This window comes from Peribacillus simplex (assembly GCF_001578185.1).
In the GTDB taxonomy this organism is placed as follows: Bacteria; Bacillota; Bacilli; order Bacillales; family DSM-1321; genus Peribacillus; species Peribacillus simplex_A.
Map to the genome: position 1 here is coordinate 1,960,290 of NZ_CP011008.1, position 22,882 is coordinate 1,983,171.

A 22,882-nucleotide genomic window follows, 5' to 3' on the forward strand; every position below is an offset into this window, starting at 1 on the left:
AAGGACAGTTTTACATCCGTTTAAAACATTCATCAATTTTTCACCTGTAACGTTTAAAAAGTATTTTTATATCATCACTGTCTTCATCAGTTGCTTCAAAAGAGTTTTGTATAAGGTTAATCAACACCTGTTTCATTAGGTTTTGATCACATACTGCCTTAAGGGAGGTTATTTGGATTCAAAAATAATCCGGATGCCTTAAATTTCACTGTGGTTCCATGAATTTAATGATATTCGATATGATGGAGTAAATATTGTTTCTACTGATTTTAATGGTTTCATCAGGTTTTGCTATAAATATAAATTCATTAACGGTGTTATTAATCCTATCCAGTTCCACCACCATGATCCCAAGATATTCTAGGATGCTTGCATCATGTATCCGTTCACTGATGATTTGGTTAAGGAAGTCAAAGGATTCGGATTTCATGGGCTATTCCAGCACCAATTCACCTGCAGCCGCTAATTTTTCCAATTCTCGAATTCTGCTTTCACTTCTTTTTTTTCGGTGATATCGATTGCCGTTCCGATAACCTCACATCAACCATCAAAGGATTCAATGGTGCAGCAAAATGGATGTCATCGACTTCCCCTTCATTTAATTCACCGTTTCCCCACACCATGCCATTTTATAAAACCTTTGTTTTTGTGTTGCTTGTTCTATTGGTAAAAAGTCAGATGATTTTTTCCAAATAAACATAGAAGTTGGAGTGATTGATTCTGTAATGAAATCCCCTTCAACGAAAGTATGATTGAAGTCGTTATCCTTTTTTTATAAATTTGAATAAAGGTCCATTTCACGGGATTATGTCTCGGTCATAACATTATCCAAATCCTTAATTTCATTTGTTTCCATGTATCAGCATCCTTAAAAGAACCTGGTTAGTGAATTCCATATATTATGGAACCTCTATTTGATTTAAGTTATTGTTCAATTTTACCAAAGTAAAATAATAGAAGATAGCTTTTTCAAGAAGTCAAAAAGATTCTCGTGCTTGTAGGGAATGTTTTAATACTGCCATCTTAAAAAAAAAGACTGAAGGCAAAAGAGATTTTATTTAAATTTTATAACAAAGTTGATTGGAACGGGTGTGTGTGTGACTCCTGCGGGAAAAGCGCGTCTATGGGAGACCACGCAGGCGCAAGCAGAGGGCGGACCGCCCGCGGAAAGCGAGTTCCCTACATTCCAATCAACGTTCAAATTGTCTACAGACTGAAACACCAGGAGAGGTGTTTTTTTTAGGGAAAAGGAAGAACGCATTTCATGTTAACCGTAGACCTAGTGAGGAAACCGAATCTAATATTATGAAATTTTCTTTAATCCGGTAGTTATGTGTACAGGCATTTGGTAATGTGCAACATAAGATTATTAGAGGTGAGTGAAATGGTGAAAATATTTATTGATCCCGGCCACGGCGGTACGGATTCAGGATCGGTGGGTAATGGATTGAGAGAAAAGGATTTAACTTTATCTATTGCAACTAGAATCAAAGACATATTATTAATAGAATATAATAACGTTTCTATAAAAATGAGCAGGCCCCAAGATACGTACCCCTCTTTAGACGATCGGACGAATCAAGCGAACGCTTGGGGAGCTGACTTCTACCTCTCCATCCATATTAATGCTGGCGGAGGCACTGGGTATGAGGATTACGTTTATACGTCAACCAACCAGATAACGAAAACGTATCAAGATCATATTCATTCAGAGGTCATGAAGCTTATCAGCTTCCAAGACAGGGGACAAAAAACAGGCGATTTACATGTGCTCCGTGAAACGGACATGCCCGCACTCCTGACTGAAAATGGATTTATCGATAATGTCAATGACGCAGCCAAATTAAAAATGGCATCCTTTATTGAAACACTGGCTCGCGGACATGTAAACGGTATAGTTAAATGCTTCAATCTTACCAAGAAAATTACAGCGGTATACCATACTGTCGTTAGTGGGGACACTGTATACTCCTTAAGCGGGGCATATGGCAGTACAGTTCAGCAAATTAAGGATTGGAACAATCTTGACAGCCAGTTCACCATTACCGTAGAGCAGAAATTGCGGGTGAAATGAATAATTTATAGTTGACTGGTTAAATTATTTATAGCTTCCAGAAAGCACATCACGCAGGTAGTCCTTCTCTAAAAAGAGAGGGACTTTTCCCGTTTCCGCCATTCTTTCAATAATGGCGGAAGCCTTTGTGAATATATTGAATATATTTTTCACCTTAACTGTTTTTTTGGGAAATTATAAAAAAGCAATTCTAAAAATGATAAACGGGGAAATTAAAGATTGACTGCGATGGCCACAGCCTCTTCACTAAAGGAAATCATAAATTTGCACAGAAGGCAAAAGGGGAATTTGAATGGTATGCCATATAAGGGGAACCGCTTTTTTAACGGAAGGACAAGCTATAACCCGTGATACAAGAGGGAGATCAATCTTAATCATCAAGCCTGGCTTGGCAGTATATATAAATCACAGTTCATCATGGAAACAAGCCCCTGACGGATTCGAACCAGCACTCCTCTCATAAGCATAGGTTAGGGGAGAACACGCTTCCCTACGGATTTTCACCGGCGGAATTCCACCTGCCTCAGCCTATTTGCTTTTCGGTGCTTCTGAAACCCTTACCTTGCGACCCGGTGGCTGCAATGTTTTCCGGCGCTCTTCCCTGCTAGAGCTACAGAGGCAAATACGTATCAACCCATTATACGATTCTTATAGGGGGTTGTGGCCCAAAGAATAAAAAGTAAGGGCATGGGAGAATGGAAAAATAAAGGAGCACCTTGGCTGGGTTGACAAAATGGTTTAGTCTGCATAAAAAGCAAGGAGATTGAAAAAAGCGTCCTGGGCGAATTTAGTTGCCGAATGCATTCACTCATATAAAATAATATTAAAAAGCACAAACCAAAATGGCTTGTACCTAATATGTATAAGTGGATAAATGTTTGGCTCAACGAATTGAATTAATCTATGTATTTTAGCTTGTCACTAATTTGCTAATGAAACCCTAGAGTTGAGTATTAATCGTATATTTTAATCGCCTGTACCACTTTTCCTAAAATTCGGACTCTATCATTTTTGATATGATAGGTTTTTTCTTCATAAAAAGGATCCGTGCTGCAGGGGATGAGTGTGATGTTTTCTTCATTGATAATCACTTTTTTGACTGTACCATCGTGACCATTTACTAAGATCACACCAATTTTTCCGCTGTCGACGTAGGTTGTTTTTTCAACGAGGATCAATGATCCGTCACTGAATTCTTTGTTCATGCTGTTGCCTTTTACTCTAAGGAAAAAATATTCCTTATTCGATTTTAGCATGGAATTTAACGTCGGCATATACGCTTCTATATATTCGTTGGTAAAGTTAGGCTCTCCGGCAGGTATATTTCCATAGACACCAATTAATCTGACATTCTTTTCATTTAAAAATTCCATTGCAGGATCATTTCTAATGATAGGTGCTCCTTCAATGAGGTGGGATAGCGGGATTTCGAAGCATGTGGATATCATGCTCAATTTATCCATTAAAGGTTTATTCCGTCCGGATTCCCATGCTGATACTGCCGTTGGGGCCACTTTTAATATGTTTGCCAAATCTTCTTGTGTCATTTTTCTTTCTTTTCTTAACATTTTAATCCTTTCACCAATGTGCATATTTCTTCACCTCTAACTTGAATATACACTATGAGTGAAAGTGAGTAAACTTAAAGTGCGTGAATTTTACAAAAAATCGTTGGTAACTATACTTCAAGTGTGATATCATTTTTTTAGATAGGTGGTGACAAGGTATGACAAACGTTAAGTTTACACTTAAACAAGCGAGGAAGTATAAAGGGTTAACCCAAGAGGAAATGGCTAAAGTGCTAAAAATGGCCAAGAGGACCTACATTGACTATGAGCAATATAAGATTCCTCTGCGAATCGATAAGGCGTATATGTTCGCTGAATGTGTAGGATTCTCCATCGACGATATCATTTTTTTTGACCCTCATCTACACTTCAAATGTAGTTGAAGTTCAATCGATATTGTGTGTTCATACTAGAGAAGCCATTCCTGGAATGAAAAATCTAATCAATAGTAATCCTAACCTGCCAAGGGACAAAGTTCATGGTTATGATGATTCGAGTGAGAATGGAAAGAAGGTGAGAAAAGTGGAAAGAGAAATTAGGTCTATTGAAGTTGCAGTAGGAGTTGCTGTTAGCACCTTTGCGATTGGAAAGGAAATTCGTGGAGAAATCATTGAGGATATTATCGTACACAACGGTATATTCAAACTGTACAATCGAAAGGATGAGCTTATCACTGAAGTCAATTATCCAGTTCTCAGGGTGAAATACAGGTATGATGGGGGAGGTGTAAGTGCTTAACGGAGTTAATAATCCAAACTCCGAATCGGCATGCTGGTAGTGTTTTTATGGAAATGTACTTGATGGCGGACCCAATTGTTATGGACTCACCCACAGGGGGAAACATTTTGATGGAGTATCATGAGAGCTGTTTAAGTGAAATGTATCGATCATTTGTATAAAATAGCCGTTTGATACTGGAATTCTATTATGACAGCCAATTGCTGTGATTTATTTCTTACAAAGGACGGATTTCAAAACAACATGATTAGGGGCAATTGGACAGTGGCATATTCGACGGAAAAATTAATAATGTTGTTCATAAGAAAGTCAAGCCCTCTATCCTTTGCAGGAGAAGGGCTTGTTTTCTTTTTTTCTTCGTGTTTACTAGCAATCGCTATTAACATATCCTTCATAAGTTCTTCTGAAGCCAATCGTTCAGGAAGTGATGTGAACCACTCTTTTTAACATCTTCATACTTTATCTCTATATTTATAATTTTCTTGTAGTTTTTTTTTCCCATCTTTTATGAAGTTAGCAGGTAATGGCAGGAAAAAGTACAAATATAAACTAATGAATGATATAGGATAAGGATACCCGTAAAGGAGGGCATTGATAATAGGTGTATTCGAAAAATACCATGGGAGGAGAATAACAATTGAAAAGGAATGTAATCAATTATGTCGTTTTTCTTGTCCTCATACTAACCATATTAATTATGGCAAAGCCGAACTTTTCCTCAGCGGGAAAATTGAAGCCGCCATCCGAAACTTTCAACCCAGGGGATTGGTTTCTGGGAAGTACCCCTCCCAATCTTGACACAAATAAACCACCAATCGTATTTGTCCAAGGGAAAAATAGCAATTCAGCCAGCTGGTACGGTGAAACGGACTATCACGGTGTCAATGATATGTATACTAAGGCATATGAAGCGGGCTATCAAACGGTTTTTGTACAGCTTTACGATTCTGCTGGAAATGGATCAGTTAGCCAATATGCTAACGGAAGGCTGCTAGCTCAAATGCTTGCAGAAATCAGTAACCATTTCGGGGGCGAAAAAGTAAATATTATAGCTCACAGCAAGGGGGGGCCAGACACCCAAGCGGCTCTAGTACACTTTGGAGCACACCAATATGTTGGAAGGGTCATCACTTTAGCTTCCCCTCATCACGGTTCCAACTTGGCTGATTTGGCATATAGCTGGTATGCGGGCTGGCTTGGTTCCCTATTGGGCCAAAAAGATGAAGGAACTTATTCTTTACAGGTTGGTAAAATGGCGGAGTTTCGTTCTGTCACGGATAACCATGTTAACGCCCGGAAAAATATGTATTTCACCGTGGCCGGTATGAATAGAGGACCGGTTCTTTCCGCTTTATCAATGGGTGGACAATATTTATCTTCATATGGAGAAAATGATGGTTTAGTGAATGTATGGAGTACGAAAATACCCTACGCGTCACATTTATTTACGGATCCCAACTATGATCACGACAATATTCGAATAGGTTCAGCTGTATTTTCAAGGATTGAACCCTATTTAAGAAGCACTTCTATTGCTGGGATTCCTGGTTTAAATGTCAATTATAAAGAAAACGTTGAAGATGATGTCATCACAACCGCTCTTTCGCAAACCGTCCTGGGAGATGTCCTGCAACAAAATGTCTGGAACGAACAAAGTTTCCATGTAAATGAAGCAGCTCCAAGTGATATAACCATATACACTGCCACAAATGATGTCGAGGTTGAATTGATTTCTCCATCTAATAAAAAGTATAGACCTTCCTTAAAAGTTCAATCTGCAAAAAATCAAACTTCCTTTTTTAATGGTGCTACCATACAAACATTTAATAGGAATAAACTTGAAATTGGTGACTGGAGAGTGCGAATGAAGACTAAATCACCAAAAGATGCATACCTTTTCACGGCACAATTTAACGAAAAGAATCCGATTATATTAAGTATGGCTGGAAAAGTTAAGCAAAAAGATGCTAAATTTATCATTAAGAATCCGATGAATGATAAAAAAAGGCCAATCAGCACAACATTTCTGGTTCATCTAATAGATGAAAGCGGGAAAGAAATTAGTGAAAAAAGCACAATTCAGGAAATGGATACCGAAAATTTTTCGGGTACCCTTCCAGAAGTGCCTAAATCAGGTGTTTATAATGTAACAATTGACGTCAAGGAAAAAAGCGTGAATGGTCCTGAAAGAACCCGTACGCTGATTCGTTCGGTCTATATTGAAAAGTAGTGGAACTTACCAAAAAATCCCCTCTCTTAATTGAGAGGTTTTTTTAGGTTGAAATGTGGAGGTGTGAATTGGTTTTATTTACTTTACTTTGGGCTATGTTGATTCAGCTAAGTAAAAAGCTAGGCCGTAATTGCCATAAAGGAATGAATATTAGATTGTTCGATGGGAATATAAGCTAGTTTGGTCTCCTGGCAAGAACAAGATTGATGACCCTAGGCGTGTGCTATCATGTATAGTTCAATCCTACTTTTGATAAGATTCTCTATAAGACAAAATACTAGTTTTGAGAGCAGCATAGTTGCCTATGCTTGCATAGCCATAAAACCAGCCCATGAAAATTCCTGCAACCAAATGGTGTCGATGGCTGATGAAAATGGAAATGAATAAGCCTAGAACCAAAGCGATGGCAGGGATGAATTTTGGAGGAATTGGAAACATGACCTTAATAAGTTGAGTAAGTGTCATGATGGTAGGAATGGCTATCACTGCATCCCAAAAGTTTGTATGGATGGTTGGGAAGTCCATAATGTCACCACCTTAGAAGTTTTCACAATTAATTTTTACCATTTACAAAGGATTTATACCATATTAATTAATGCAATATAAACGATTGATCAATGAAAGTTGATACAACAAGTTTCGAAGACTTTCAAGTTCAATGTGAAGCCGCTCAATGTATGCTTGCTCTTTTTTGATCATAGTGAAGACAATTAACCAAATATCAGTACCTTTTTTGCTGGACATGCTGTCACCCTTTTCATGGTTTAGAATACGATATGAATGAAGATAACCAGTTAAGAAAGTGAGTCCTAATAATGGAGGTTCTAATGAGCAAGGAAACGTTTATTAAGGAAATTGCTCCATATGCCCTGAAAATTCAAAAGGAATTTAAAATTTTGCCTTCTGTGATCATTGCACAAGCTTGTTTGGAGATGGATATGGGACAAGCTTTTTAGCAAATCAAGGAAAGAATATATTCGGTACAAAAGGTGATTTTAAGGGCGAGTCAGTCATTATACAAACAATTGAATACGTCAACGGTGCACCCGTTCAAGTATGGAACAAATTCAGAAAATATCCAACATGGGAAGAAAGTCTAAGAGATCTTGCCAATCTATATGTAAAGGGAACTTCATGGAATAGAAGTTTGTATACAGCGGTCATTGGAGAACAAGATTACAAAAAAGCACTCAAAGCAATATTCGATGCGGGTTACGCCTCGGATCCGAAATATATAGAAAAACTGGCGAACCTAATCGAAACAAGCGATTTAACTAAATATGATGAATGCATCGAAGAGGTCTATCATATCGTCAAAAAAGGGGATTCCGTATCTGCGCTTGCAAAAGCATATGGTTCTACGCAAATGCAGATTCAACAGTGGAATGGATTGGTCGATCTTAACCTTATTAAAGTGAACCAAAGATTAAGAGTGAAATGAACATTTACAGGGAGCGGGGTTTCATCTCGCTCTTTATTAATTTTATGGTTTCATATTTTTCCTAAAGTACATATATCCAGAAAGCGATACTTTGCCTATCAACCGCCATAAATGAATAATGTTTTAATACTCCTATGAAAACACGCTTCTATTAAAAAAATATTTCAAACCTAGTCTTCCAAATGCATAATGATAGAATTTCGGACATAAATTAAACAAACAAAAAAAAAGCGCGTTTAGCGCTTTTAATGTATTTGTCTATATAAGCCTATTACTTTTCCAAGTATCGAAACATCTCTTAAAATAATTGGTTCCATATTTGAGTTCTCAGGCTGAAGCCTTATGTAATCCGGTTCCTTAAAGAATCGTTTTACAGTGGCTTCATCATCTTCCGTCATGGCCACGACGATATCTCCATTATTGGCGCTGCTTTGTTGTTTCACGATGACATAATCTCCATCATGGATTCCTGCTTCAATCATACTTTCACCCATGATTTCTAGCATGAAAACATGGTCATCATGTGGAACCATGCTTTCGGGAAGCGGAAAGTATTCTTCTATGTTCTCAATTGCAGTTATCGGCATGCCCGCGGTTACTTTACCAAGTAACGGCACGTTCACGACACTAGCTTTGGGGATATTATTCGCTTCCTCCAAGTTCAGTATTTCAATGGCCCTCGGCTTGGTTGGGTCACGTCTTATCAGACCTTTACTTTCCAGGCGGGATAAATGTCCGTGTACTGTTGAACTTGATGCAAGTCCCACTGCTTCGCCAATCTCCCGGACGGAAGGTGGATACCCTTTTTGGCGGACCTCTTCTTTAATGAAATCAAGGATATCTTGCTGCCGTTTTGATAGTTTAGTCATATGTGCACCTCTTCTCCAATGTTCTTTGCCCCATTATAGCATGGCCCCCAATTCTATACAAACATAAGTTCGAATTTAGTTGTTGACTGAAACAAACGTTCGTATTATAATTTTGACATAACATACGAACGAACATTCGCTTTGGAGGGATATTTATGAAAAAAATATACAAAAATTATGTATATACGATTCTGTTAGCTGGATCAGTATTCATCTTTTCAATTTTATTCTCTTGTACATTGGACAATGATCAAAAAAAAGATTTCCTTTCTATAGAAGTAGGTGAAGGCGACACCCTATGGGGAATTGCCGAAAAATATGATGAAGCTGATTTGACAAAAAAAGAATTCATTGGTTGGATAGAAGAGCATAATGGAGTCAGGGCAGATTCGATTAAACCTGGTCAAGTCATTGTCATACCGGTTAAAGGGGAAGAACTTGTTCAGAATTTGGCAAGTCAGCAGTAAGCAGTGAAGGTAGGGTATTATGAAGGCAATAATCTATTGTAGGGTTAGCACAGAAAAAGAGTCACAGGAGACATCATTGGCAAGGCAGGAAGATGAATTAGTCAAATTGGCCGAAAAGTTGGATATGGAAGTTGTTTCCATAATAAAGGAGCAGGAAAGCGGTTATGAGTTAAACCGGGATGGCATTTTTGACATGATCGAACTATTTAAAGCCAAAGAAGCCGAAGTTCTATTAATCCAGGACGAAACAAGACTAGGAAGAGGGAATGCCAAAATAGCCCTTTTCCATGTCATCCTTAAAGAAGACGTGAAAATTTATACGCTCTCACACGATGGGGAAATAGAGTTATCGGATTCGGATGCCATGGTCATCCAGATAGTCGGTATTGTTGAGGAATATCAAAGGAAATTACATAACCTAAAAATAAAACGCGGGATGATAAGAGCCGTTGAAAAAGGCTACCGCCCTCAAAACAATCTTCAGAACCAAAGGAATTCTACTGGAAGGGAACGTATGGAAATTCCCATTGAAGAGATTATTAAACTCCGGGCTAATGGATTGACATTTGCAGAAATCGCAGCCACTTTAAGGGGCTTTGGATACAATGTATCCAAAGCTACGGTGAACAGGCGTTTTCTCGAACATCAACTAAATATACAGGAAAGTCAATCATAGAACTTGTAATTTCGCTTTTTTTTTAATACCATGACAATATCCGCAGATTACGAAGGAGCGAAATTATGCTATCAAAAGAAAAAATAGCCCGTATTAATGAACTTTCTAAAAAGGCAAAGGCTGAAGGTTTAACGGAAGTCGAGGCGAAAGAGCAAACCCAATTAAGAAGTGAGTATTTAGAAACATTCAGACGGTCCATGTCCGATACGTTGGAGCACGTGAAAGTCGTTGATCCAGAAGGTAATGACGTCACTCCTCAAAAGATAAAGAATATTAAAGAAAAAAGAAACTTACATTAATGCTTGGACTATTATCATGAAACACCCCATTTTAAGCTTTAAGGATTAAAAAGGGAGTGCATTCATGTATGTATTCTCCTATTTAGCTTAATCTAAATAGGGGACTTCTTTAATTTCCAGAAAATATTGTAATATCGGGGTTGTAAATAGTGTTTTTAGTTGTGATATTATGCTGGTCACTATAATATAAAGAGGTACATTACAGGAAGGGATGTTTTACGATATGTTAGATAAATTAGATGCACTTTCTATCAATACGATTCGTACATTATCGATTGATGCAATTGAAAAGGCTAATTCCGGCCATCCAGGCATGCCCATGGGTGCAGCGCCGATGGCGTACAAATTATGGACTGAATATATGAATCATAACCCGAAAAATCCAGATTGGTTTAATAGAGATCGCTTCGTTCTTTCAGCTGGTCATGGGTCTATGCTGTTATACAGCCTTCTTCATTTATCGGGCTATGGCTTATCTATCGATGATTTGAAAAGCTTCCGCCAATGGGGCAGTAAAACTCCAGGACATCCCGAATTCGGACATACCGCTGGGGTAGATGCAACGACAGGACCTCTTGGACAAGGTATTGCAATGGCAGTCGGAATGGCAATGGCAGAACGCCACTTGGCAGAAAGCTATAACCGTGAATCTTATAATGTGGTCGATCATTATACATATAGCATTTGTGGGGATGGAGATTTAATGGAAGGTGTTTCTGCAGAAGCGGCTTCATTAGCAGGACATCTGCAACTTGGAAGACTTGTCGTTTTATATGATTCTAATGATATATCCCTTGACGGCGACTTAAGTCAATCATTTAGTGAAAGTGTAGCAAACCGGTTCAAATCTTATGGATGGCAATATGTCCGCGTTGAGGACGGGAACGATCTTCAGGAAATTGCCAAAGCGATTGAAGAAGCGAAAACCGATGAGGCACGTCCAACATTAATCGAAGTGAAAACGGTTATTGGTTACGGTTCACCAAACCGTTCAGGTAAATCTGCTGTTCACGGCGCTCCGCTTGGTGCAGATGAGCTGAAGTTGACTAAGGAAGCTTATAAATGGACATTCGAAGAGGATTTCCATGTTCCAGAAGAAGTTTATTCTCACTTCAATGAATCTGTTGTAGAGGCAGGCGCCCAAAAAGAAGAAGCTTGGAATGAATTGTTCAAAAATTACAAAGAAGCACACCCTGAGTTAGCCGAGCAATTGGAGCTGGCAATCAAAGGTGAACTGCCTGCTGAGTGGGATCAGGAAATTCCGGTTTATGAAGAAGGAAAAACATTAGCTTCCCGTGCTTCAAGCGGAGAAGTATTGAATGCAATTGCCAAAAAGGTCCCTAGCTTCATTGGTGGTTCAGCAGATTTAGCAGGATCTAATAATACTGCCATCAAAGGTGAGACAGATCTATTACCTGGTAATTACAGTGGCCGTAATATATGGTTCGGTGTACGTGAATTCGCTATGGGTGCGGCTTTAAATGGAATGACCCTTCATGGTGGATTAAAAGTGTACGGAGGTACATTCTTCGTATTCTCTGATTATTTGCGTCCTGCCATAAGAATGGCAGCACTGATGGGACTACCTGTAACGTATGTCTTCACCCACGATAGCATTGCTGTAGGGGAAGACGGACCGACACATGAGCCAATCGAACAATTAGCATCATTGCGGGCAATGCCCAACCTAGGGGTAATCCGTCCAGCTGATGGCAATGAAACGGCAGCAGCTTGGAAAGTGGCTATGGAGTCTACAAATAAACCGAATGCCCTTGTACTGACTCGTCAAGGGTTGCCAACAATAAAAGATACTTCCGAAACTGCTTATGAAGGTGTTTCAAAAGGGGCTTACATCATATCCGCTGCTAAGAAAGAAGAAGCGGATGCATTACTACTTGCGACTGGTTCTGAAGTGAACTTGGCTGTGGAAGCACAGAAAGCTTTAGCGAACGATGGAATTGATGTTTCGGTAATCAGCATGCCATCATGGGATCGATTTGAAACTCAATCTAAAGAATATAAACAAAGTGTAATCAATCCAGCAGTGAAAAAACGTCTAGCTATCGAAGTGGCATCACCGTTTGGCTGGGATCGTTATGCAGGTGATGAGGGTGAAATATTGGCCATCAATCATTTTGGAGCTTCTGCACCAGGCGGTAAGATCATGGAGGAATTTGGTTTCACTGTAGAAAATGTAGTTGCTCGTGTTAAAGAAATGCTTAAATAATAGTAATGGGGAACTGATACCAACTAGTTTGGTGTCAGTTTTTTTATCGAACCTTCTAATTGTATGTTGAAAGTGCTCTTATTCTCTGGGATAGCATCCATTCGACAAAAAAAGAAAAAAATTTCTCCAGCAAACAACATTTCTTTTTAGTTTGTCAATATATAATGAGAATAAATAATTTTCGTTTAAATGTGTCAGTTAAAGGGGAAAGTCATCAAGGGTAGGAAATAATGGAAGGTCCTGATGGTAAGTTGTTCTGGTGACCAAAAATAGGAATGCTAGGAGGCGTTGGCTGATGAGAACCTATCAAATCTTTTTAATCGAAGATGAATTTGCCCATCATTATTATGGAAGAGAAAAGCTATTTTTCAATTTGTTTTTGGAGTATATTCAAGCAAGGGGCAGACTGAAGAGTATTTTGCAAAAACAAATCGAATTTGTCACCAAAACAGTCCCCATTATCCAGTTGCAGGTAGCAATTGAACAACGTTTACAAAAAAAGATGAATTTTTGGTCTCAAAATGGAAAATACTATTTAGAAAAAACAAACGGATCAAGTAAAGCCGTGTTAATCATCCAGGATGAGTCCATTACGCTTAAAGCTGAAGGAGACTATGAAGCGGAGACGGCTTTCTTTGAATGCATTCGAAAATATGAAGCGAGTTTTCTAGCCATTGATTTTGAACACGAAAAATACGGTTGGTTAAAACCGATAAAAGAAAGAAAATTTGTCTAAATGGGGGACTTTTCGGTAGCGGGTATTGTATAATAACCTTTGGTCTAGTACACTGATGTTAGACAACACGAAGGAGGAAATAGTATGTGGGTTTACATTCTAGTTGGCGTACTGGCATTGATTGCTGGAGTAGTGCTGGGATTTTTCATCGCTCGTAAATACATGATGGATTACTTAAAGAAAAATCCGCCAATTAACGAACAGATGCTGAAAATGATGATGATGCAAATGGGTATGAAACCATCCCAAAAGAAAATTAATCAAATGATGAGCGCCATGAATAAACAACAAACAAAATAATAAGCATGAAATACCGCTATTATAACCTTGTTTTTATAAAAAGATAGGATAAATGTAAAGTTATAACGATAAACCACGTAAGGATCGAACCTTCAATTGATTTAAGTGATAATTAAGTTTATCTTCCTTTTTAAACGTAAAGCCACTTTTCCTGGACGAGTTTCAGGAAAAGTGGCTTTTATTTTGGAGTTTGAATATCATTGGTAACAATTTTTAGAATCGGAAGCAATAAAGGTTTTGGAACTAGAGTAGAAGCAATAGTCGCCATGAACTTGCGAACAAAATAGCTTGAACAACAATACCTGGAGTCAATAAATTCAGTAACCTACAAAATCACTGCTATTCAGGGCTTCAGCACCACTTTAATGCATCCGTTTGTCCTTGTATCGAATACTTGATAACCATGTTTAGCTTGATTGATTGGAAGTACATGGGTTACGACATCGCCAGGATCAACCTTTCCTTCAGATATAAGTTTATAGAGATAGGGCATATAAGGGATAACAGGAGCTTGTCCGGTCTTGATATCCACGTTTCTTTGAAATATATCTCCTAACGGAAATCCGTTATAACGCCCACCGTAAACACTTGTTATTTGAATGGTTTCAGCTTTACGCACGGCTTGGGAGGCAATTACAAGACCACCCATGGCACCTCCATGCAGCTTAAGGCCAGTTGCTAGATATTCCATAGGAGTCATTTTACCGTTCATGCCAGAACAGTCAATTACGATGTCGGCTCCGTCTTTAGTTATTTCTTTAAGATATTCCCCTACGTTTTCATATTGTTCGAAATTAACGATTTCGACTTTATTTATCCGTTTAGCATGTTCCAAACGATAGTTGAGATGATCGACGGCAATGACCCTTTTCCATTTCGGCATGTAAATCAATGGATTGCTCCATTTGCCGGTATAGGGCTTGTCTCAATTCTGGACTCATTGTTTCCGTTATAGCTATTGCATACGTATGAATCCCGTTTTTGATTGACAGTAGGAATTCCAGGGCAATAGAAGAATCAGCCATTTCAGGCATATGTTCAGCGCCTTGGGGATTTAAATAGTCCATTTCCATAACGTTCACCTCATTGTATATAGTTTGTTCGGGCACCTTCGTAAAAACTTTTCAGTTCATTAATGGCTATTATGGATTGCTGTACGTCTTTTTCCATTAGTGCCTTTAAATCATTATCGAAACAAATTCCTTGCATTAATTTGGATTTCATCAAGCTTATTGTTTTAAAATTTATTATTTCATGCGTCTCCATGGTCTCATGAAAGGCCAGATTTTCATTTTCCATCCAATCACCCCCTAAGGTGTATGTAACAAAAGTAATTTTCCCTATTCAACTTATTGGTATACAGGGGGTCTAGGTTTTATCTTCTTTTAGAAACAATGAATAAGACCATTTGAACAACGAAAGATAAGTAAGTGAATGTAAATGAAAGGAGAGATACTTTTAATGGGAAAGTTAGGACTGCATGAAACGTTAGAGTTGCATGAAATATTGAATTTCAAAAGCCTTTGTCTATCTAAAAGTTCTATAATGAACGGATTAGTTCGAGATACGGAATTAAAAAACATTCTATTACAAGACATCAGCAGCGGCAGAGAGCAAATTCAAAGATTACAGGAAATTCTGGTTAATCAAGGAGAGGGGAAATAATGACTAATTTTTTACAAAATATGGCGGGTATGAGTGGAATGACCGATCAGGTGATTGCAACTGACTTTCTGATTTCTGCCAAATCAGGAATTAGAAATGCGGCTTTCGCTATAACTGAAACAGCTTCACCTGAACTGAGGGCTGCATTACGGGAACAGCTAAAGTCCGCTGTAGAAACACATGGGATCATAAGTGATTATATGGTTTCTAAAGGTTATTATCACCCTCAGGATATGGATGAGCAAGCACAGGTGAATCTTCAAACGGCTAATACGGCATTGAATCTTTAAGATTTTGACGAGCTTTTGGATGGTTCCACTTTCCAAAAGCTAACTGATGAAGTGCCCTCTATCTTTTGATAGAGGGAAATTTCATTGCGATTATAAACATATCAACAAAAGTTGAGTTTTTTGTGTTGACTTTATCAACTGTAAATATTAAGATTACAGTAATCTCCTTGAGGAGGATGCAAAAAGTGAATAGTGATTTTACAATAGCTGTGCATAGTTTGGTCTATTTAGCTTATCTACCAGATCATATGGCTAGCAGTGAGTCTATCGCAGAAAACGTTTGTACAAATTCGGCAAGGATTCGGAAAATGATGAGCTGCTTACGGAATAAAGGATTTGTTAAGACTAAAGAAGGTGTGGGCGGAGGCTATATTCTGGACTGTAACCCTGAAGAGGTGAGTTTGGCAGATATTTATATAACGGTCTCGCATGGAACCTTGAAGCCAAAGTGGTGTACAGGTAATCCGGAGAAAAAATGTGTCATATCTTCCAATACCCAGGTAGTCATGGATCAAATATTCGATGAAGCTGAGTTATATTTTGAAAAATATTTAGAAGATATTACTCTCAGCACTTTTTTGGAAAAAATTAAACAATGTCCGTGATGTTGATTTAGTTTTTTCTTTTGTCTTTACTGTACATTTTATTTTTACAGTTAATAATTGATAACAATAGAATATAAAAGGGGTGTTAAAAATGGCCGGAAATAATCAGTTAAATAATGGGGATTGGGTGCAGGGAAGATCAAGAGATGGCGAACTTATCCATGGTTACATTGAAACGGTAAGCGCGAATCGAGAAATCGTTAAAGTGAATGTGGTGGAAAGTGACAATAAAAAAGCGGTCGGGAAATCGATTTCGATTCCGAGTAAATGGACTGAAAAGTTGCCTGATCTAGAAATCAGTAACGAAAGTCATCTTTTGGCATTAATTGATTTGGCTTTACTATCTAAGGATGAAACATGGTTTATGGAGTTATCCGGTAAATTGGAATCGATTAAAATCCATCCGAAAATAAATATCAGGAAATCCGAGTTTCTTATCCCGGGAAATAGAATCGGGAAACTCGATTTAAATAGATGATGAGTCAAAAACCATAATATATCGGATAATACAAGGAGGCCATGATCATGACAATAGAACATGTAACAGATGATAATTTTGCTAGTAAAATCAAGGAAGGTTTAGTACTGGTTGATTTTTGGGCACCGTGGTGCGGACCATGTAAAATGATTGCCCCAATCCTTAATGAAATTGATGTTGAAATGGGTGATCGGGTTAAGATCGTAAAATTGAATGTGGATGAAAATTCAGCTACGACAAGTGATTATGGAGTGATGGGAATTCCGGCCCTTATTCTTTTCAAAGATGGAGAAAAAGTAGATCAAGCAATTGGCTTACAGCCTAAAGAAGCGATTGCGGCATTGATTGAAAAGCATGCATGAGTAGTATGTGTTAAATAAAAAAAGGACTTATACCGACCAATACCTGTAAAGGGTTGGTAACAAAATGGAGGATTACTAAATGAATTCTAAATTTACACCATTATTTGATTCGTTCAATCTAGGAAAAGGGATGGAAGTGAAAAATCGGTTGGTGATGGCGCCTATGACAAATTTCTCTTCGAATCCTGACGGGACTGTAACCGATGCAGAAGTTAACTATTATGAACGTCGGTCTGGCGGGGTAGGCATGGTTATAACAGCTTGCACATACGTGACGGCCAATGGTAAAGGTTTTCATGGTGAATTTGGCGGAGATACGGATGAAATGATTCCTAGTTTACATCGTTTGGCTTCTGCGATTAAAGCGAAAGGTGCAAAAGCAATTCTACAAATATTTCATGGCGGCCGTGAGGTTCCACCGGAATTAGTACCAAATGGTGAAGTTGTAAGTGCAGGCAATATTCCGTCGGAAGGCGAAGGGAAACCTGTTCCACGTCCACTAACTGAAAGAGAAATTGAATCGATCATTCTCGATTTTGGTGAAACCACTCGACGAGCGATTGAAGCTGGTTTTGATGGTGTTGAAATTCACGGTGCCAATGGTTATTTACTCCAGCAATTCTTTTCACCGCATTCAAACCGTCGTGAAGACAAGTGGGGCGGATCGCTTGAAAAACGTCTGACTTTCCCATTAGCGGTTGTGGACGAAGTGAAAAAGGCTGTTGCTGAATATGCCAAAAATCCGTTCATCGTAGGATATCGCTTTTCACCGGAGGAGCCTGAAACACCAGGAATCACCATGGATGATACACTTGCATTGATTGATGGGCTTGTATCAAAAAATATTGATTATCTCCATGTTTCATTAATGGATTTCTGGTCGAAAGCAAGACGGGGAGTCGAGGCTGACCGACCTCGGATAGAAATTATAAAAGAACGTGTCGGAGATCAAGTTCCTGTCATCGGCGTTGGGTCCATCTATACAGCGGATGATGCAATCAAAGCACTGCAATCAGGGGTTCCGTTAATCGCATTGGGCCGTGAACTTATAATCGACCCTGAGTGGGTACAAAAAGTGGAACAAGGCAGGGAAACTGAAATCGTGACAAAAATAAACAAGGATAATCAGCAGCAACTTGATATTCCAGATCCATTATGGCAAGCGATCATCCATTCTCCAGGATGGTTCCCGGGGATTGAATAGGAGTTGTCTCCGTATTAATTAAACGATACTATTTTGTCACAAGAATTCGATAACACTTGGAAAAAGTGAACAACAAAAAGAAGACCCAGTCATAATGATGATCAGGTCTTCTTTTTGTTGACATTCACTTCCCCTGCAAAGAGGATGCCGGCATGGTCTGATAAAAAATCGAATGACAGGCTTTCATGAGGGTCAAATTGTGGAACGGAGTGAGGGCGAATCCACTCCATGTTTTCGTAATGAATAATTTTTCATCTTAAAATATAAAGGTATCAAGTGAGTATGGTCCAGCTCCGGTTATCGCAACGCCAATCGCCACTGCAAGAATAGCAAGATTATATTCATAACCGTTTTGAGTTGCCCAGTAGCCATTGGCTCCATGGACTTTAACGATCGCAACGAGCATTGTAAGCGCAATTAATATACCTGCAAAGGGTGTAAGGAGACCTAAAGCAAATAAAGCTCCTCCAATAAACTCTGAAAGACCAGCAAATAGTGCCATCGTAACTCCTGGCTTCATCCCAATCGAGTCAAACCAGCCTCCTGTACCTTTCAAGCCATGACCGCCAAACCATCCAAATAATTTTTGAGCTCCATGTCCAACAAACGATAACCCGATTACTACACGTATAACTAATAAACCTATACCAATCATTTATGATGCCTCCTGAAATTTTATTTTGATTATAGATATCTTTAATTCGAGATTTGATTTCAAAAAAAACATGGGTTTTTATCTCGATTTAAAATATCTCTAATTAAAGATAATGTAATTTGAGTGTTTTGTCAACATTTCATTTGAATGATTGCTGTGGGGAAAAGGGAATGAGGTTTCTATATTAAAGGGAGGGGGGATTTAAGTAATTACTCGTGATTTTCACACTTTTACTCGTGATAAGTATATGGAATTCAATTTTATTTACGAGGGTGCCGACCTGAAAGTACAATTAAGGAATTATTTAAGAACACATGCCGCTCATTACTTAAGATGTTTAAATAATGCTGTTTTCACATACTTTGTTGCTATTTACTAGGTAGTGAGTTGTGGTTGATTTCCCCTCTAGATGCTCGCTTTCCTTGGTGCGGGCGGTGAGCCTCCTCGGTGGGGTCTCACCTGTCCCGCTGCTCCCGCAGGAGTCTCGCACTTCCGCTCCAATCAACCTAAATAGTTTCGTTTTAAAAACAACAATCTTTACGAAAAGAGCCTTAAATAATGAACATTTGCAATATGATTGGTTTCCCTTATATTAAAGGGTGGAACTAAGGTAGGAAGTCTTTTGACTATTAATCCGGTTGGTCCTTCCATCTTAGCTGGATTTCCTATTGTTCTTGTTGTGACAAACTAGAACCGACACACGATGTTAATGTTGAAATGTGTATCCTTTTTAAATGAAAAACAGGCAGTACGCACGTAGCGTTTGCCTGTTTTCTATATAGAAAGAAAAGGTTATTCTTATGTATTCGAATGGAGAAAGAATCGAAAAAGGAGAGATTGACCGTTAAAATAAATCATATAATAACATGGGTGGTTATCAATGGGAGATGAACGGGATTAAAAACCTGTACCAGTTTTATAAAAAAGTTCATTATATTTATTTAATAATTGATCAAGTTGCTGGCTATATTCAACGGCAACATGGGAGTTTAAACCATCTTTAGCGACAACCTTGATAAGTTCATTTCTCTTTAATTCAATCTGTTCGAGAAATTCATTCTTTTTAGCCATTATATTTCCTTTCTGGCCCCAACATTTTTTCATGGTACCCTTTATTTATGTGTTCTGTTGTAAAATTTGTATGAATATAACAATTATATCGGCTCGGACTAATGAATTCAAATAAGTTAACTTAATGAAAATTAAGCTGTGTCCCCCTTCTCTTTTAAATGTTTGGCATTTAGTTGTCATGAAATATTCACAGTTCCATAAATGTATTTTTTTATCTTATTTGTTACAATGTTTATAGGTTGACATACATAGGAGTGAGCTCATTTGAATGATATTAATATGTTTTTAGCTTTTGGGGCGGGCTTCTTGAGTTTTATTTCGCCATGCTGCTTACCGCTATATCCAGCCTTCTTATCTTATATCACTGGTATGAGTGTTGGTGAAATCAAATCCGAGAACGCCATGCTCCAAAGAAGAAGTATGCTGCATACTTTATTCTTCCTTCTTGGTTTTTCTCTAGTTTTTATTGCAATTGGTTTTAGTACGACCTTTTTAGGTTCTTTTTTCTCGGATTACAAAGAATTGATTCGTCAGATTGGTGCGATCCTGATTATTATTTTTGGATTATTCATTGTAGGGATCTTTCAGCCGAAATCTTTGATGAAAGATAGTCGTTTTGAATTTAAAAACCGACCTAGCGGATATATAGGTTCGATTCTTATCGGACTTGCTTTTGCGGCTGGATGGACGCCTTGTGCTGGCCCACTATTGGGTGCTGTCATCTCTTTGGGTGCGACTAACTCTAGCGCTGCCATGAGTTATATGACTGCCTATATATTAGGCTTTGCCATCCCGTTTTTCATATTATCCTTCTTTGTCGGAAAATTGAAATGGATCAAAAAGTACAGCCAATACATCATGAAGATTGGCGGATATTTAATGATTGTAATGGGTGTGATTTTGTTTTTTAATTGGATGACCAAAATAATAGCAGTCCTGTCTAGACTATTCGGTGGCTTTACGGGGTTTTAGTCCATAATAAGTTATTTTTTCAAAATTATTCTAATGGGAGTTTCCTTGATTAGGTTTTATTGTGCTGTTCGAAATTTGATTCGGCCTGGTGACGATGGATATTACCATGCCAATCATGAAGAAATTAAGAAGGAAATTTGGGCTGCAAAGGATATAATTATATTCTCGATGGGTCAGCAGAAAAATGGTGTTGAAGCTTGGGCGAAAGACTTTTATCGTCAAGCCTTTTGTCGAGAGCAGGGTATAAAATGCCATCAATAGGTCGCTAAATTAAAAACACGCTCCTTGTTTATCTCAAATAGGTAATATATACTTTGTTTATTAATTGAAGTCATATATAATTTTTAATGGTACTTACCTATTTTTAATTAAAAGGGATGGTTTGATGATATATTTATCAACAGGTATAGCGATTGTGATGGCTATGGGTGTTTTCATGTTACGGATGAAAGAAACAAAAAAACCAGTGAACGAAAAGAAAATCATCTTACCGCCGCTGTTTATGAGTTCGGGTGCTTTGATGTTTATTTTTCCAATGTTCCGGGTCACTCGATACGAATTATTGGAGGCTCTTGTTGCAGGGATGTTGTTTTCCATCCTATTGATTAAAACATCCAAATTCGAAGTTAGAGATGAAAAAATTTATATCCTGCGCTCTAAAGCGTTTATATTCATATTGATTGGTCTCATGGTGATACGGCTAGTGGCGAAACTGATGCTGGGAAGCACGATTGAAGTCGGCGTCTTGAGTGGTATGTTTTTCTTACTTGCATTTGCTATGATCGTTCCATGGAGAATTGCCATGCTATACCAATACAAAAAAGTCAAAGCTGCCAGTTTAAGTGGAAGTAATATGGTGTGATACATGTAAATAGGATCAAAGGGATAATCCAGGAAACCTGAGTCGATATCATAATGACTCAGGTTTTTTGAGCTTTTTAAGGCTGAATCATTGGCGCTGGAAGAACCCTAGTGATAACATGGCTTTAACCACATTTAAAGGAGATGTTGATAAAATGGTAGATGAGGTCATTTTAAATGATGTTCCACTGCATGTTACTGATTTTCTTACTGAAAATGTAAAGGATTCTGAAGGTAGAGAAATCAGAAAAGTCAGTTTTAATTTCAAGGTTACAAATAGTGAATATCATGATATTACAACACTGCTTTATCAAATGGTATTTGATCTAAAGATTCCTCAGTCAAACGAGGAATTTCGAGCAGAGATCTTTAACTATGCGACTTCGGTAACGAATCTTTATGAAGAAAATGCCGTAGGGGATTTTTCACTGGTCTTGCTGGAAGTGAACGATCCGGAATGATTACATTGCCAGTCTTGTAAAGATATGGGTTACTGTCTATAATAATAGTGACGATCATTCTATACATATGAGGTGGTACTTTGCTTAGTGGATGGTTTTTATGGTTTATTTTATTTTGGGTAGCCCTTTTAATTATATTGATGAGCATAGGTGGCTTTTTCATGTTTCGAAAGTTCCTGAAAAGATTCCCCAAAGAAGACGGGAAATCCGATATGGATTGGGAAGAATACTATTTGGACCAAACAAAGCACTTATGGTCAAATCAACAAAAGGAATTACTCGAAGATTTAGTGAGCCCTGTACCGGAACTTTTTCGTGATGTAGCACGCCATAAAATTGCGGGGAAAATCGGAGAGTTGGCGTTAAAGGAAAAAGCGGACGATATTACGGAAGAACTAGTGATACGCGGCTATATCATTGCCACACCAAAACGTGACCATAAATTTTTACAAAAAAAATTAGCTGAAAGAAAGGTGAATATGGGTCCATATGAACACTTATTCAGCTAATGATGAAAAGGGTAGACTCTTTTGAGTTTGCCTTTTTTTTATTCTGAATAATTAAAAAGAATGGGACAGTGTGGTAATAATTAGAACGTTTGTACCCAAGCCATGCTATTCGTTAAATTTTTGA

General features: G+C 38.1%; 33 protein-coding genes and 1 pseudogene. 23 read left to right on the forward strand and 11 right to left on the reverse strand.

Annotated features, from left to right (window positions below; genetic code table 11):
- Positions 1–205 precede the first annotated feature (205 nt).
- Both UP17_RS09230 and UP17_RS29215 read right to left on the reverse strand, forming a co-directional pair.
- The gene (locus UP17_RS09230) at positions 206–430 is read right to left on the reverse strand and encodes a hypothetical protein (protein WP_061462690.1); all 225 of its coding nucleotides are present in this window, start codon (positions 428–430) and stop codon (positions 206–208) included.
- Positions 431–491: 61 nt separating this feature from the next.
- Entirely contained in the window at positions 492–623 is a 132-nt protein-coding gene (locus tag UP17_RS29215) for a hypothetical protein (protein WP_284149567.1), read from the reverse strand.
- A 761-nt stretch (positions 624–1,384) separates the two neighbouring features.
- On the opposite strand from UP17_RS29215, the gene UP17_RS09235 reads away from it, so the two are divergent.
- Both UP17_RS09235 and UP17_RS27465 read left to right on the forward strand, forming a co-directional pair.
- Positions 1,385–2,074 carry an N-acetylmuramoyl-L-alanine amidase gene (locus UP17_RS09235; RefSeq protein WP_061462692.1) on the forward strand — a complete coding sequence of 230 codons (690 nt, stop codon included), beginning with the start codon at positions 1,385–1,387 and terminating at the stop codon, positions 2,072–2,074.
- A 292-nt stretch (positions 2,075–2,366) separates the two neighbouring features.
- A complete protein-coding gene (locus UP17_RS27465) occupies positions 2,367–2,537 on the forward strand; it encodes a hypothetical protein (protein ID WP_155727284.1) in 171 nt (56 codons plus the stop codon).
- A 490-nt stretch (positions 2,538–3,027) separates the two neighbouring features.
- Here the strand turns inward: UP17_RS27465 and UP17_RS09240 are convergent, their stop codons facing one another.
- Positions 3,028–3,666 carry a LexA family protein gene (locus UP17_RS09240; protein WP_061462694.1) on the reverse strand — a complete coding sequence of 213 codons (639 nt, stop codon included), beginning with the start codon at positions 3,664–3,666 and terminating at the stop codon, positions 3,028–3,030.
- Positions 3,667–3,800: 134 nt separating this feature from the next.
- Here UP17_RS09240 and UP17_RS09245 point away from each other — a divergent pair, with 134 nt between their 5' ends.
- The 3 genes from UP17_RS09245 to UP17_RS09255 all read left to right on the forward strand — a co-directional run bounded on the left by UP17_RS09245 (position 3,801) and on the right by UP17_RS09255 (position 6,610).
- The gene (locus UP17_RS09245; protein WP_061462697.1) at positions 3,801–4,025 is read left to right on the forward strand and encodes a helix-turn-helix transcriptional regulator; all 225 of its coding nucleotides are present in this window, start codon (positions 3,801–3,803) and stop codon (positions 4,023–4,025) included.
- Positions 4,026–4,071: 46 nt separating this feature from the next.
- Positions 4,072–4,380 (forward strand): hypothetical protein, encoded by a 309-nt coding sequence (locus tag UP17_RS09250; RefSeq protein ID WP_061462699.1) that lies wholly within the window; start codon positions 4,072–4,074, stop codon positions 4,378–4,380.
- Between the two features lie 697 nt (positions 4,381–5,077).
- A complete protein-coding gene (locus UP17_RS09255) occupies positions 5,078–6,610 on the forward strand; it encodes an esterase/lipase family protein (protein WP_061466044.1) in 1,533 nt (510 codons plus the stop codon).
- Between the two features lie 243 nt (positions 6,611–6,853).
- On the opposite strand, the gene UP17_RS09260 is transcribed toward UP17_RS09255, so the two are convergent.
- The gene (locus UP17_RS09260; RefSeq protein ID WP_061462701.1) at positions 6,854–7,135 is read right to left on the reverse strand and encodes a hypothetical protein; all 282 of its coding nucleotides are present in this window, start codon (positions 7,133–7,135) and stop codon (positions 6,854–6,856) included.
- A 63-nt stretch (positions 7,136–7,198) separates the two neighbouring features.
- Positions 7,199–7,354 (reverse strand): hypothetical protein, encoded by a 156-nt coding sequence (locus tag UP17_RS27470; RefSeq protein ID WP_155727285.1) that lies wholly within the window; start codon positions 7,352–7,354, stop codon positions 7,199–7,201.
- An 83-nt stretch (positions 7,355–7,437) separates the two neighbouring features.
- On the opposite strand from UP17_RS27470, the gene UP17_RS29220 reads away from it, so the two are divergent.
- Complete coding sequence (locus UP17_RS29220) at positions 7,438–7,566, forward strand: hypothetical protein (RefSeq protein ID WP_284149568.1); 129 nt, start codon at positions 7,438–7,440, stop codon at positions 7,564–7,566.
- A complete protein-coding gene (locus tag UP17_RS09265) occupies positions 7,533–8,051 on the forward strand; it encodes a glucosaminidase domain-containing protein (protein ID WP_061462703.1) in 519 nt (172 codons plus the stop codon). The genes UP17_RS29220 and UP17_RS09265 overlap by 34 nt, the downstream gene beginning before the upstream one ends.
- Before the next feature lie 245 nt (positions 8,052–8,296).
- Here the strand turns inward: UP17_RS09265 and lexA are convergent, their stop codons facing one another.
- Positions 8,297–8,920: a transcriptional repressor LexA gene (gene lexA, locus UP17_RS09270; RefSeq protein WP_061462705.1), complete on the reverse strand. Its 624-nt coding sequence runs from the start codon at positions 8,918–8,920 to the stop codon at positions 8,297–8,299.
- A 155-nt stretch (positions 8,921–9,075) separates the two neighbouring features.
- Between lexA and yneA the strand changes: the two genes are divergently transcribed.
- The 6 genes from yneA (at position 9,076) to UP17_RS09300 (ending at position 13,625) form a co-directional block, all read left to right on the forward strand.
- On the forward strand, positions 9,076–9,387 hold the full coding sequence (yneA, locus tag UP17_RS09275) for a cell division suppressor protein YneA (protein WP_061462707.1): 312 nt from the start codon (positions 9,076–9,078) through the stop codon (positions 9,385–9,387).
- A 19-nt stretch (positions 9,388–9,406) separates the two neighbouring features.
- A complete protein-coding gene (locus UP17_RS09280) occupies positions 9,407–10,063 on the forward strand; it encodes a YneB family resolvase-like protein (protein ID WP_061462709.1) in 657 nt (218 codons plus the stop codon).
- Positions 10,064–10,128: 65 nt separating this feature from the next.
- A complete protein-coding gene (locus UP17_RS09285) occupies positions 10,129–10,362 on the forward strand; it encodes a DUF896 domain-containing protein (RefSeq protein WP_061462711.1) in 234 nt (77 codons plus the stop codon).
- Between the two features lie 223 nt (positions 10,363–10,585).
- Positions 10,586–12,589: a transketolase gene (gene tkt, locus UP17_RS09290; protein ID WP_061462712.1), complete on the forward strand. Its 2,004-nt coding sequence runs from the start codon at positions 10,586–10,588 to the stop codon at positions 12,587–12,589.
- 295 nt (positions 12,590–12,884) lie between these two features.
- Entirely contained in the window at positions 12,885–13,325 is a 441-nt protein-coding gene (gene sirA, locus UP17_RS09295; protein WP_061462713.1) for a sporulation inhibitor of replication protein SirA, read from the forward strand.
- Between the two features lie 84 nt (positions 13,326–13,409).
- Positions 13,410–13,625: a YneF family protein gene (locus UP17_RS09300; protein WP_034312934.1), complete on the forward strand. Its 216-nt coding sequence runs from the start codon at positions 13,410–13,412 to the stop codon at positions 13,623–13,625.
- Between the two features lie 343 nt (positions 13,626–13,968).
- On the opposite strand, the pseudogene UP17_RS09305 reads toward UP17_RS09300, so the two are convergent.
- The 3 genes and pseudogenes from UP17_RS09305 to UP17_RS09315 form a co-directional block, all read right to left on the reverse strand.
- Positions 13,969–14,502, reverse strand: a pseudogene (locus UP17_RS09305) (zinc-binding dehydrogenase); the annotation flags it as partial.
- Positions 14,447–14,698, reverse strand: coding sequence for a spore coat protein (locus tag UP17_RS09310; protein ID WP_081108773.1), 252 nt, complete (start codon positions 14,696–14,698; stop codon positions 14,447–14,449). The pseudogene UP17_RS09305 and the gene UP17_RS09310, both read right to left, overlap by 56 nt.
- Positions 14,699–14,708: 10 nt before the next feature.
- Complete coding sequence (locus UP17_RS09315) at positions 14,709–14,924, reverse strand: hypothetical protein (protein ID WP_061462714.1); 216 nt, start codon at positions 14,922–14,924, stop codon at positions 14,709–14,711.
- Positions 14,925–15,086: 162 nt separating this feature from the next.
- On the opposite strand from UP17_RS09315, the gene UP17_RS09320 reads away from it, so the two are divergent.
- The 6 genes from UP17_RS09320 to UP17_RS09345 all read left to right on the forward strand — a co-directional run bounded on the left by UP17_RS09320 (position 15,087) and on the right by UP17_RS09345 (position 18,229).
- Positions 15,087–15,290 (forward strand): hypothetical protein, encoded by a 204-nt coding sequence (locus tag UP17_RS09320; protein ID WP_061462715.1) that lies wholly within the window; start codon positions 15,087–15,089, stop codon positions 15,288–15,290.
- Entirely contained in the window at positions 15,290–15,580 is a 291-nt protein-coding gene (locus UP17_RS09325) for a spore coat protein (protein ID WP_061462716.1), read from the forward strand. The genes UP17_RS09320 and UP17_RS09325 overlap by 1 nt, the downstream gene beginning before the upstream one ends.
- Before the next feature lie 185 nt (positions 15,581–15,765).
- The gene (locus tag UP17_RS09330) at positions 15,766–16,185 is read left to right on the forward strand and encodes an RrF2 family transcriptional regulator (protein ID WP_061466045.1); all 420 of its coding nucleotides are present in this window, start codon (positions 15,766–15,768) and stop codon (positions 16,183–16,185) included.
- Positions 16,186–16,276: 91 nt separating this feature from the next.
- Positions 16,277–16,663: an IDEAL domain-containing protein gene (locus tag UP17_RS09335; protein ID WP_061462718.1), complete on the forward strand. Its 387-nt coding sequence runs from the start codon at positions 16,277–16,279 to the stop codon at positions 16,661–16,663.
- A 47-nt stretch (positions 16,664–16,710) separates the two neighbouring features.
- On the forward strand, positions 16,711–17,025 hold the full coding sequence (trxA, locus tag UP17_RS09340) for a thioredoxin (RefSeq protein ID WP_061462719.1): 315 nt from the start codon (positions 16,711–16,713) through the stop codon (positions 17,023–17,025).
- Positions 17,026–17,104: 79 nt separating this feature from the next.
- Positions 17,105–18,229 carry an NADH-dependent flavin oxidoreductase gene (locus tag UP17_RS09345; RefSeq protein ID WP_061462721.1) on the forward strand — a complete coding sequence of 375 codons (1,125 nt, stop codon included), beginning with the start codon at positions 17,105–17,107 and terminating at the stop codon, positions 18,227–18,229.
- A gap of 256 nt (positions 18,230–18,485) precedes the next feature.
- Here the strand turns inward: UP17_RS09345 and UP17_RS09350 are convergent, their stop codons facing one another.
- Both UP17_RS09350 and UP17_RS26305 read right to left on the reverse strand, forming a co-directional pair.
- On the reverse strand, positions 18,486–18,884 hold the full coding sequence (locus UP17_RS09350) for a DoxX family protein (RefSeq protein WP_061462723.1): 399 nt from the start codon (positions 18,882–18,884) through the stop codon (positions 18,486–18,488).
- A gap of 897 nt (positions 18,885–19,781) precedes the next feature.
- Complete coding sequence (locus UP17_RS26305; protein WP_081108774.1) at positions 19,782–19,955, reverse strand: aspartyl-phosphate phosphatase Spo0E family protein; 174 nt, start codon at positions 19,953–19,955, stop codon at positions 19,782–19,784.
- A gap of 264 nt (positions 19,956–20,219) precedes the next feature.
- On the opposite strand from UP17_RS26305, the gene UP17_RS09355 reads away from it, so the two are divergent.
- The 4 genes from UP17_RS09355 to UP17_RS09375 all read left to right on the forward strand — a co-directional run bounded on the left by UP17_RS09355 (position 20,220) and on the right by UP17_RS09375 (position 22,758).
- The gene (locus UP17_RS09355; RefSeq protein WP_061462728.1) at positions 20,220–20,927 is read left to right on the forward strand and encodes a cytochrome c biogenesis protein CcdA; all 708 of its coding nucleotides are present in this window, start codon (positions 20,220–20,222) and stop codon (positions 20,925–20,927) included.
- A 385-nt stretch (positions 20,928–21,312) separates the two neighbouring features.
- Positions 21,313–21,789, forward strand: a complete 477-nt coding sequence (locus tag UP17_RS09365) for a CcdC family protein (RefSeq protein WP_061462732.1) — start codon at positions 21,313–21,315, stop codon at positions 21,787–21,789.
- Positions 21,790–21,943: 154 nt separating this feature from the next.
- Positions 21,944–22,249 (forward strand): DUF3219 family protein, encoded by a 306-nt coding sequence (locus UP17_RS09370; RefSeq protein WP_061462734.1) that lies wholly within the window; start codon positions 21,944–21,946, stop codon positions 22,247–22,249.
- An 80-nt stretch (positions 22,250–22,329) separates the two neighbouring features.
- A complete protein-coding gene (locus UP17_RS09375) occupies positions 22,330–22,758 on the forward strand; it encodes a DUF2621 domain-containing protein (RefSeq protein ID WP_061462735.1) in 429 nt (142 codons plus the stop codon).
- Positions 22,759–22,882 lie beyond the last annotated feature (124 nt).

Bases quoted from the DNA above. Each gene is read 5' to 3' on its own strand.
- UP17_RS09230 (WP_061462690.1), bottom strand. From the start codon at position 430: ATGAAATCCGAATCCTTTGACTTCCTTAACCAAATCATCAGTGAACGG.
- UP17_RS29215 (WP_284149567.1), bottom strand. From the start codon at position 623: ATGGTGTGGGGAAACGGTGAATTAAATGAAGGGGAAGTCGATGACATC.
- UP17_RS09235 (WP_061462692.1), top strand. From the start codon at position 1,385: ATGGTGAAAATATTTATTGATCCCGGCCACGGCGGTACGGATTCAGGA.
- UP17_RS27465 (WP_155727284.1), top strand. From the start codon at position 2,367: ATGGTATGCCATATAAGGGGAACCGCTTTTTTAACGGAAGGACAAGCT.
- UP17_RS09240 (WP_061462694.1), bottom strand. From the start codon at position 3,666: ATGCACATTGGTGAAAGGATTAAAATGTTAAGAAAAGAAAGAAAAATG.
- UP17_RS09245 (WP_061462697.1), top strand. From the start codon at position 3,801: ATGACAAACGTTAAGTTTACACTTAAACAAGCGAGGAAGTATAAAGGG.
- UP17_RS09250 (WP_061462699.1), top strand. From the start codon at position 4,072: ATGAAAAATCTAATCAATAGTAATCCTAACCTGCCAAGGGACAAAGTT.
- UP17_RS09255 (WP_061466044.1), top strand. From the start codon at position 5,078: ATGGCAAAGCCGAACTTTTCCTCAGCGGGAAAATTGAAGCCGCCATCC.
- UP17_RS09260 (WP_061462701.1), bottom strand. From the start codon at position 7,135: ATGGACTTCCCAACCATCCATACAAACTTTTGGGATGCAGTGATAGCC.
- UP17_RS27470 (WP_155727285.1), bottom strand. From the start codon at position 7,354: ATGTCCAGCAAAAAAGGTACTGATATTTGGTTAATTGTCTTCACTATG.
- UP17_RS29220 (WP_284149568.1), top strand. From the start codon at position 7,438: ATGAGCAAGGAAACGTTTATTAAGGAAATTGCTCCATATGCCCTGAAA.
- lexA (WP_061462705.1), bottom strand. From the start codon at position 8,920: ATGACTAAACTATCAAAACGGCAGCAAGATATCCTTGATTTCATTAAA.
- yneA (WP_061462707.1), top strand. From the start codon at position 9,076: ATGAAAAAAATATACAAAAATTATGTATATACGATTCTGTTAGCTGGA.
- UP17_RS09280 (WP_061462709.1), top strand. From the start codon at position 9,407: ATGAAGGCAATAATCTATTGTAGGGTTAGCACAGAAAAAGAGTCACAG.
- UP17_RS09285 (WP_061462711.1), top strand. From the start codon at position 10,129: ATGCTATCAAAAGAAAAAATAGCCCGTATTAATGAACTTTCTAAAAAG.
- tkt (WP_061462712.1), top strand. From the start codon at position 10,586: ATGTTAGATAAATTAGATGCACTTTCTATCAATACGATTCGTACATTA.
- sirA (WP_061462713.1), top strand. From the start codon at position 12,885: ATGAGAACCTATCAAATCTTTTTAATCGAAGATGAATTTGCCCATCAT.
- UP17_RS09300 (WP_034312934.1), top strand. From the start codon at position 13,410: ATGTGGGTTTACATTCTAGTTGGCGTACTGGCATTGATTGCTGGAGTA.
- UP17_RS09310 (WP_081108773.1), bottom strand. From the start codon at position 14,698: ATGGAAATGGACTATTTAAATCCCCAAGGCGCTGAACATATGCCTGAA.
- UP17_RS09315 (WP_061462714.1), bottom strand. From the start codon at position 14,924: ATGGAAAATGAAAATCTGGCCTTTCATGAGACCATGGAGACGCATGAA.
- UP17_RS09320 (WP_061462715.1), top strand. From the start codon at position 15,087: ATGGGAAAGTTAGGACTGCATGAAACGTTAGAGTTGCATGAAATATTG.
- UP17_RS09325 (WP_061462716.1), top strand. From the start codon at position 15,290: ATGACTAATTTTTTACAAAATATGGCGGGTATGAGTGGAATGACCGAT.
- UP17_RS09335 (WP_061462718.1), top strand. From the start codon at position 16,277: ATGGCCGGAAATAATCAGTTAAATAATGGGGATTGGGTGCAGGGAAGA.
- trxA (WP_061462719.1), top strand. From the start codon at position 16,711: ATGACAATAGAACATGTAACAGATGATAATTTTGCTAGTAAAATCAAG.
- UP17_RS09345 (WP_061462721.1), top strand. From the start codon at position 17,105: ATGAATTCTAAATTTACACCATTATTTGATTCGTTCAATCTAGGAAAA.
- UP17_RS09350 (WP_061462723.1), bottom strand. From the start codon at position 18,884: ATGATTGGTATAGGTTTATTAGTTATACGTGTAGTAATCGGGTTATCG.
- UP17_RS26305 (WP_081108774.1), bottom strand. From the start codon at position 19,955: ATGGCTAAAAAGAATGAATTTCTCGAACAGATTGAATTAAAGAGAAAT.
- UP17_RS09365 (WP_061462732.1), top strand. From the start codon at position 21,313: ATGATATATTTATCAACAGGTATAGCGATTGTGATGGCTATGGGTGTT.
- UP17_RS09370 (WP_061462734.1), top strand. From the start codon at position 21,944: ATGGTAGATGAGGTCATTTTAAATGATGTTCCACTGCATGTTACTGAT.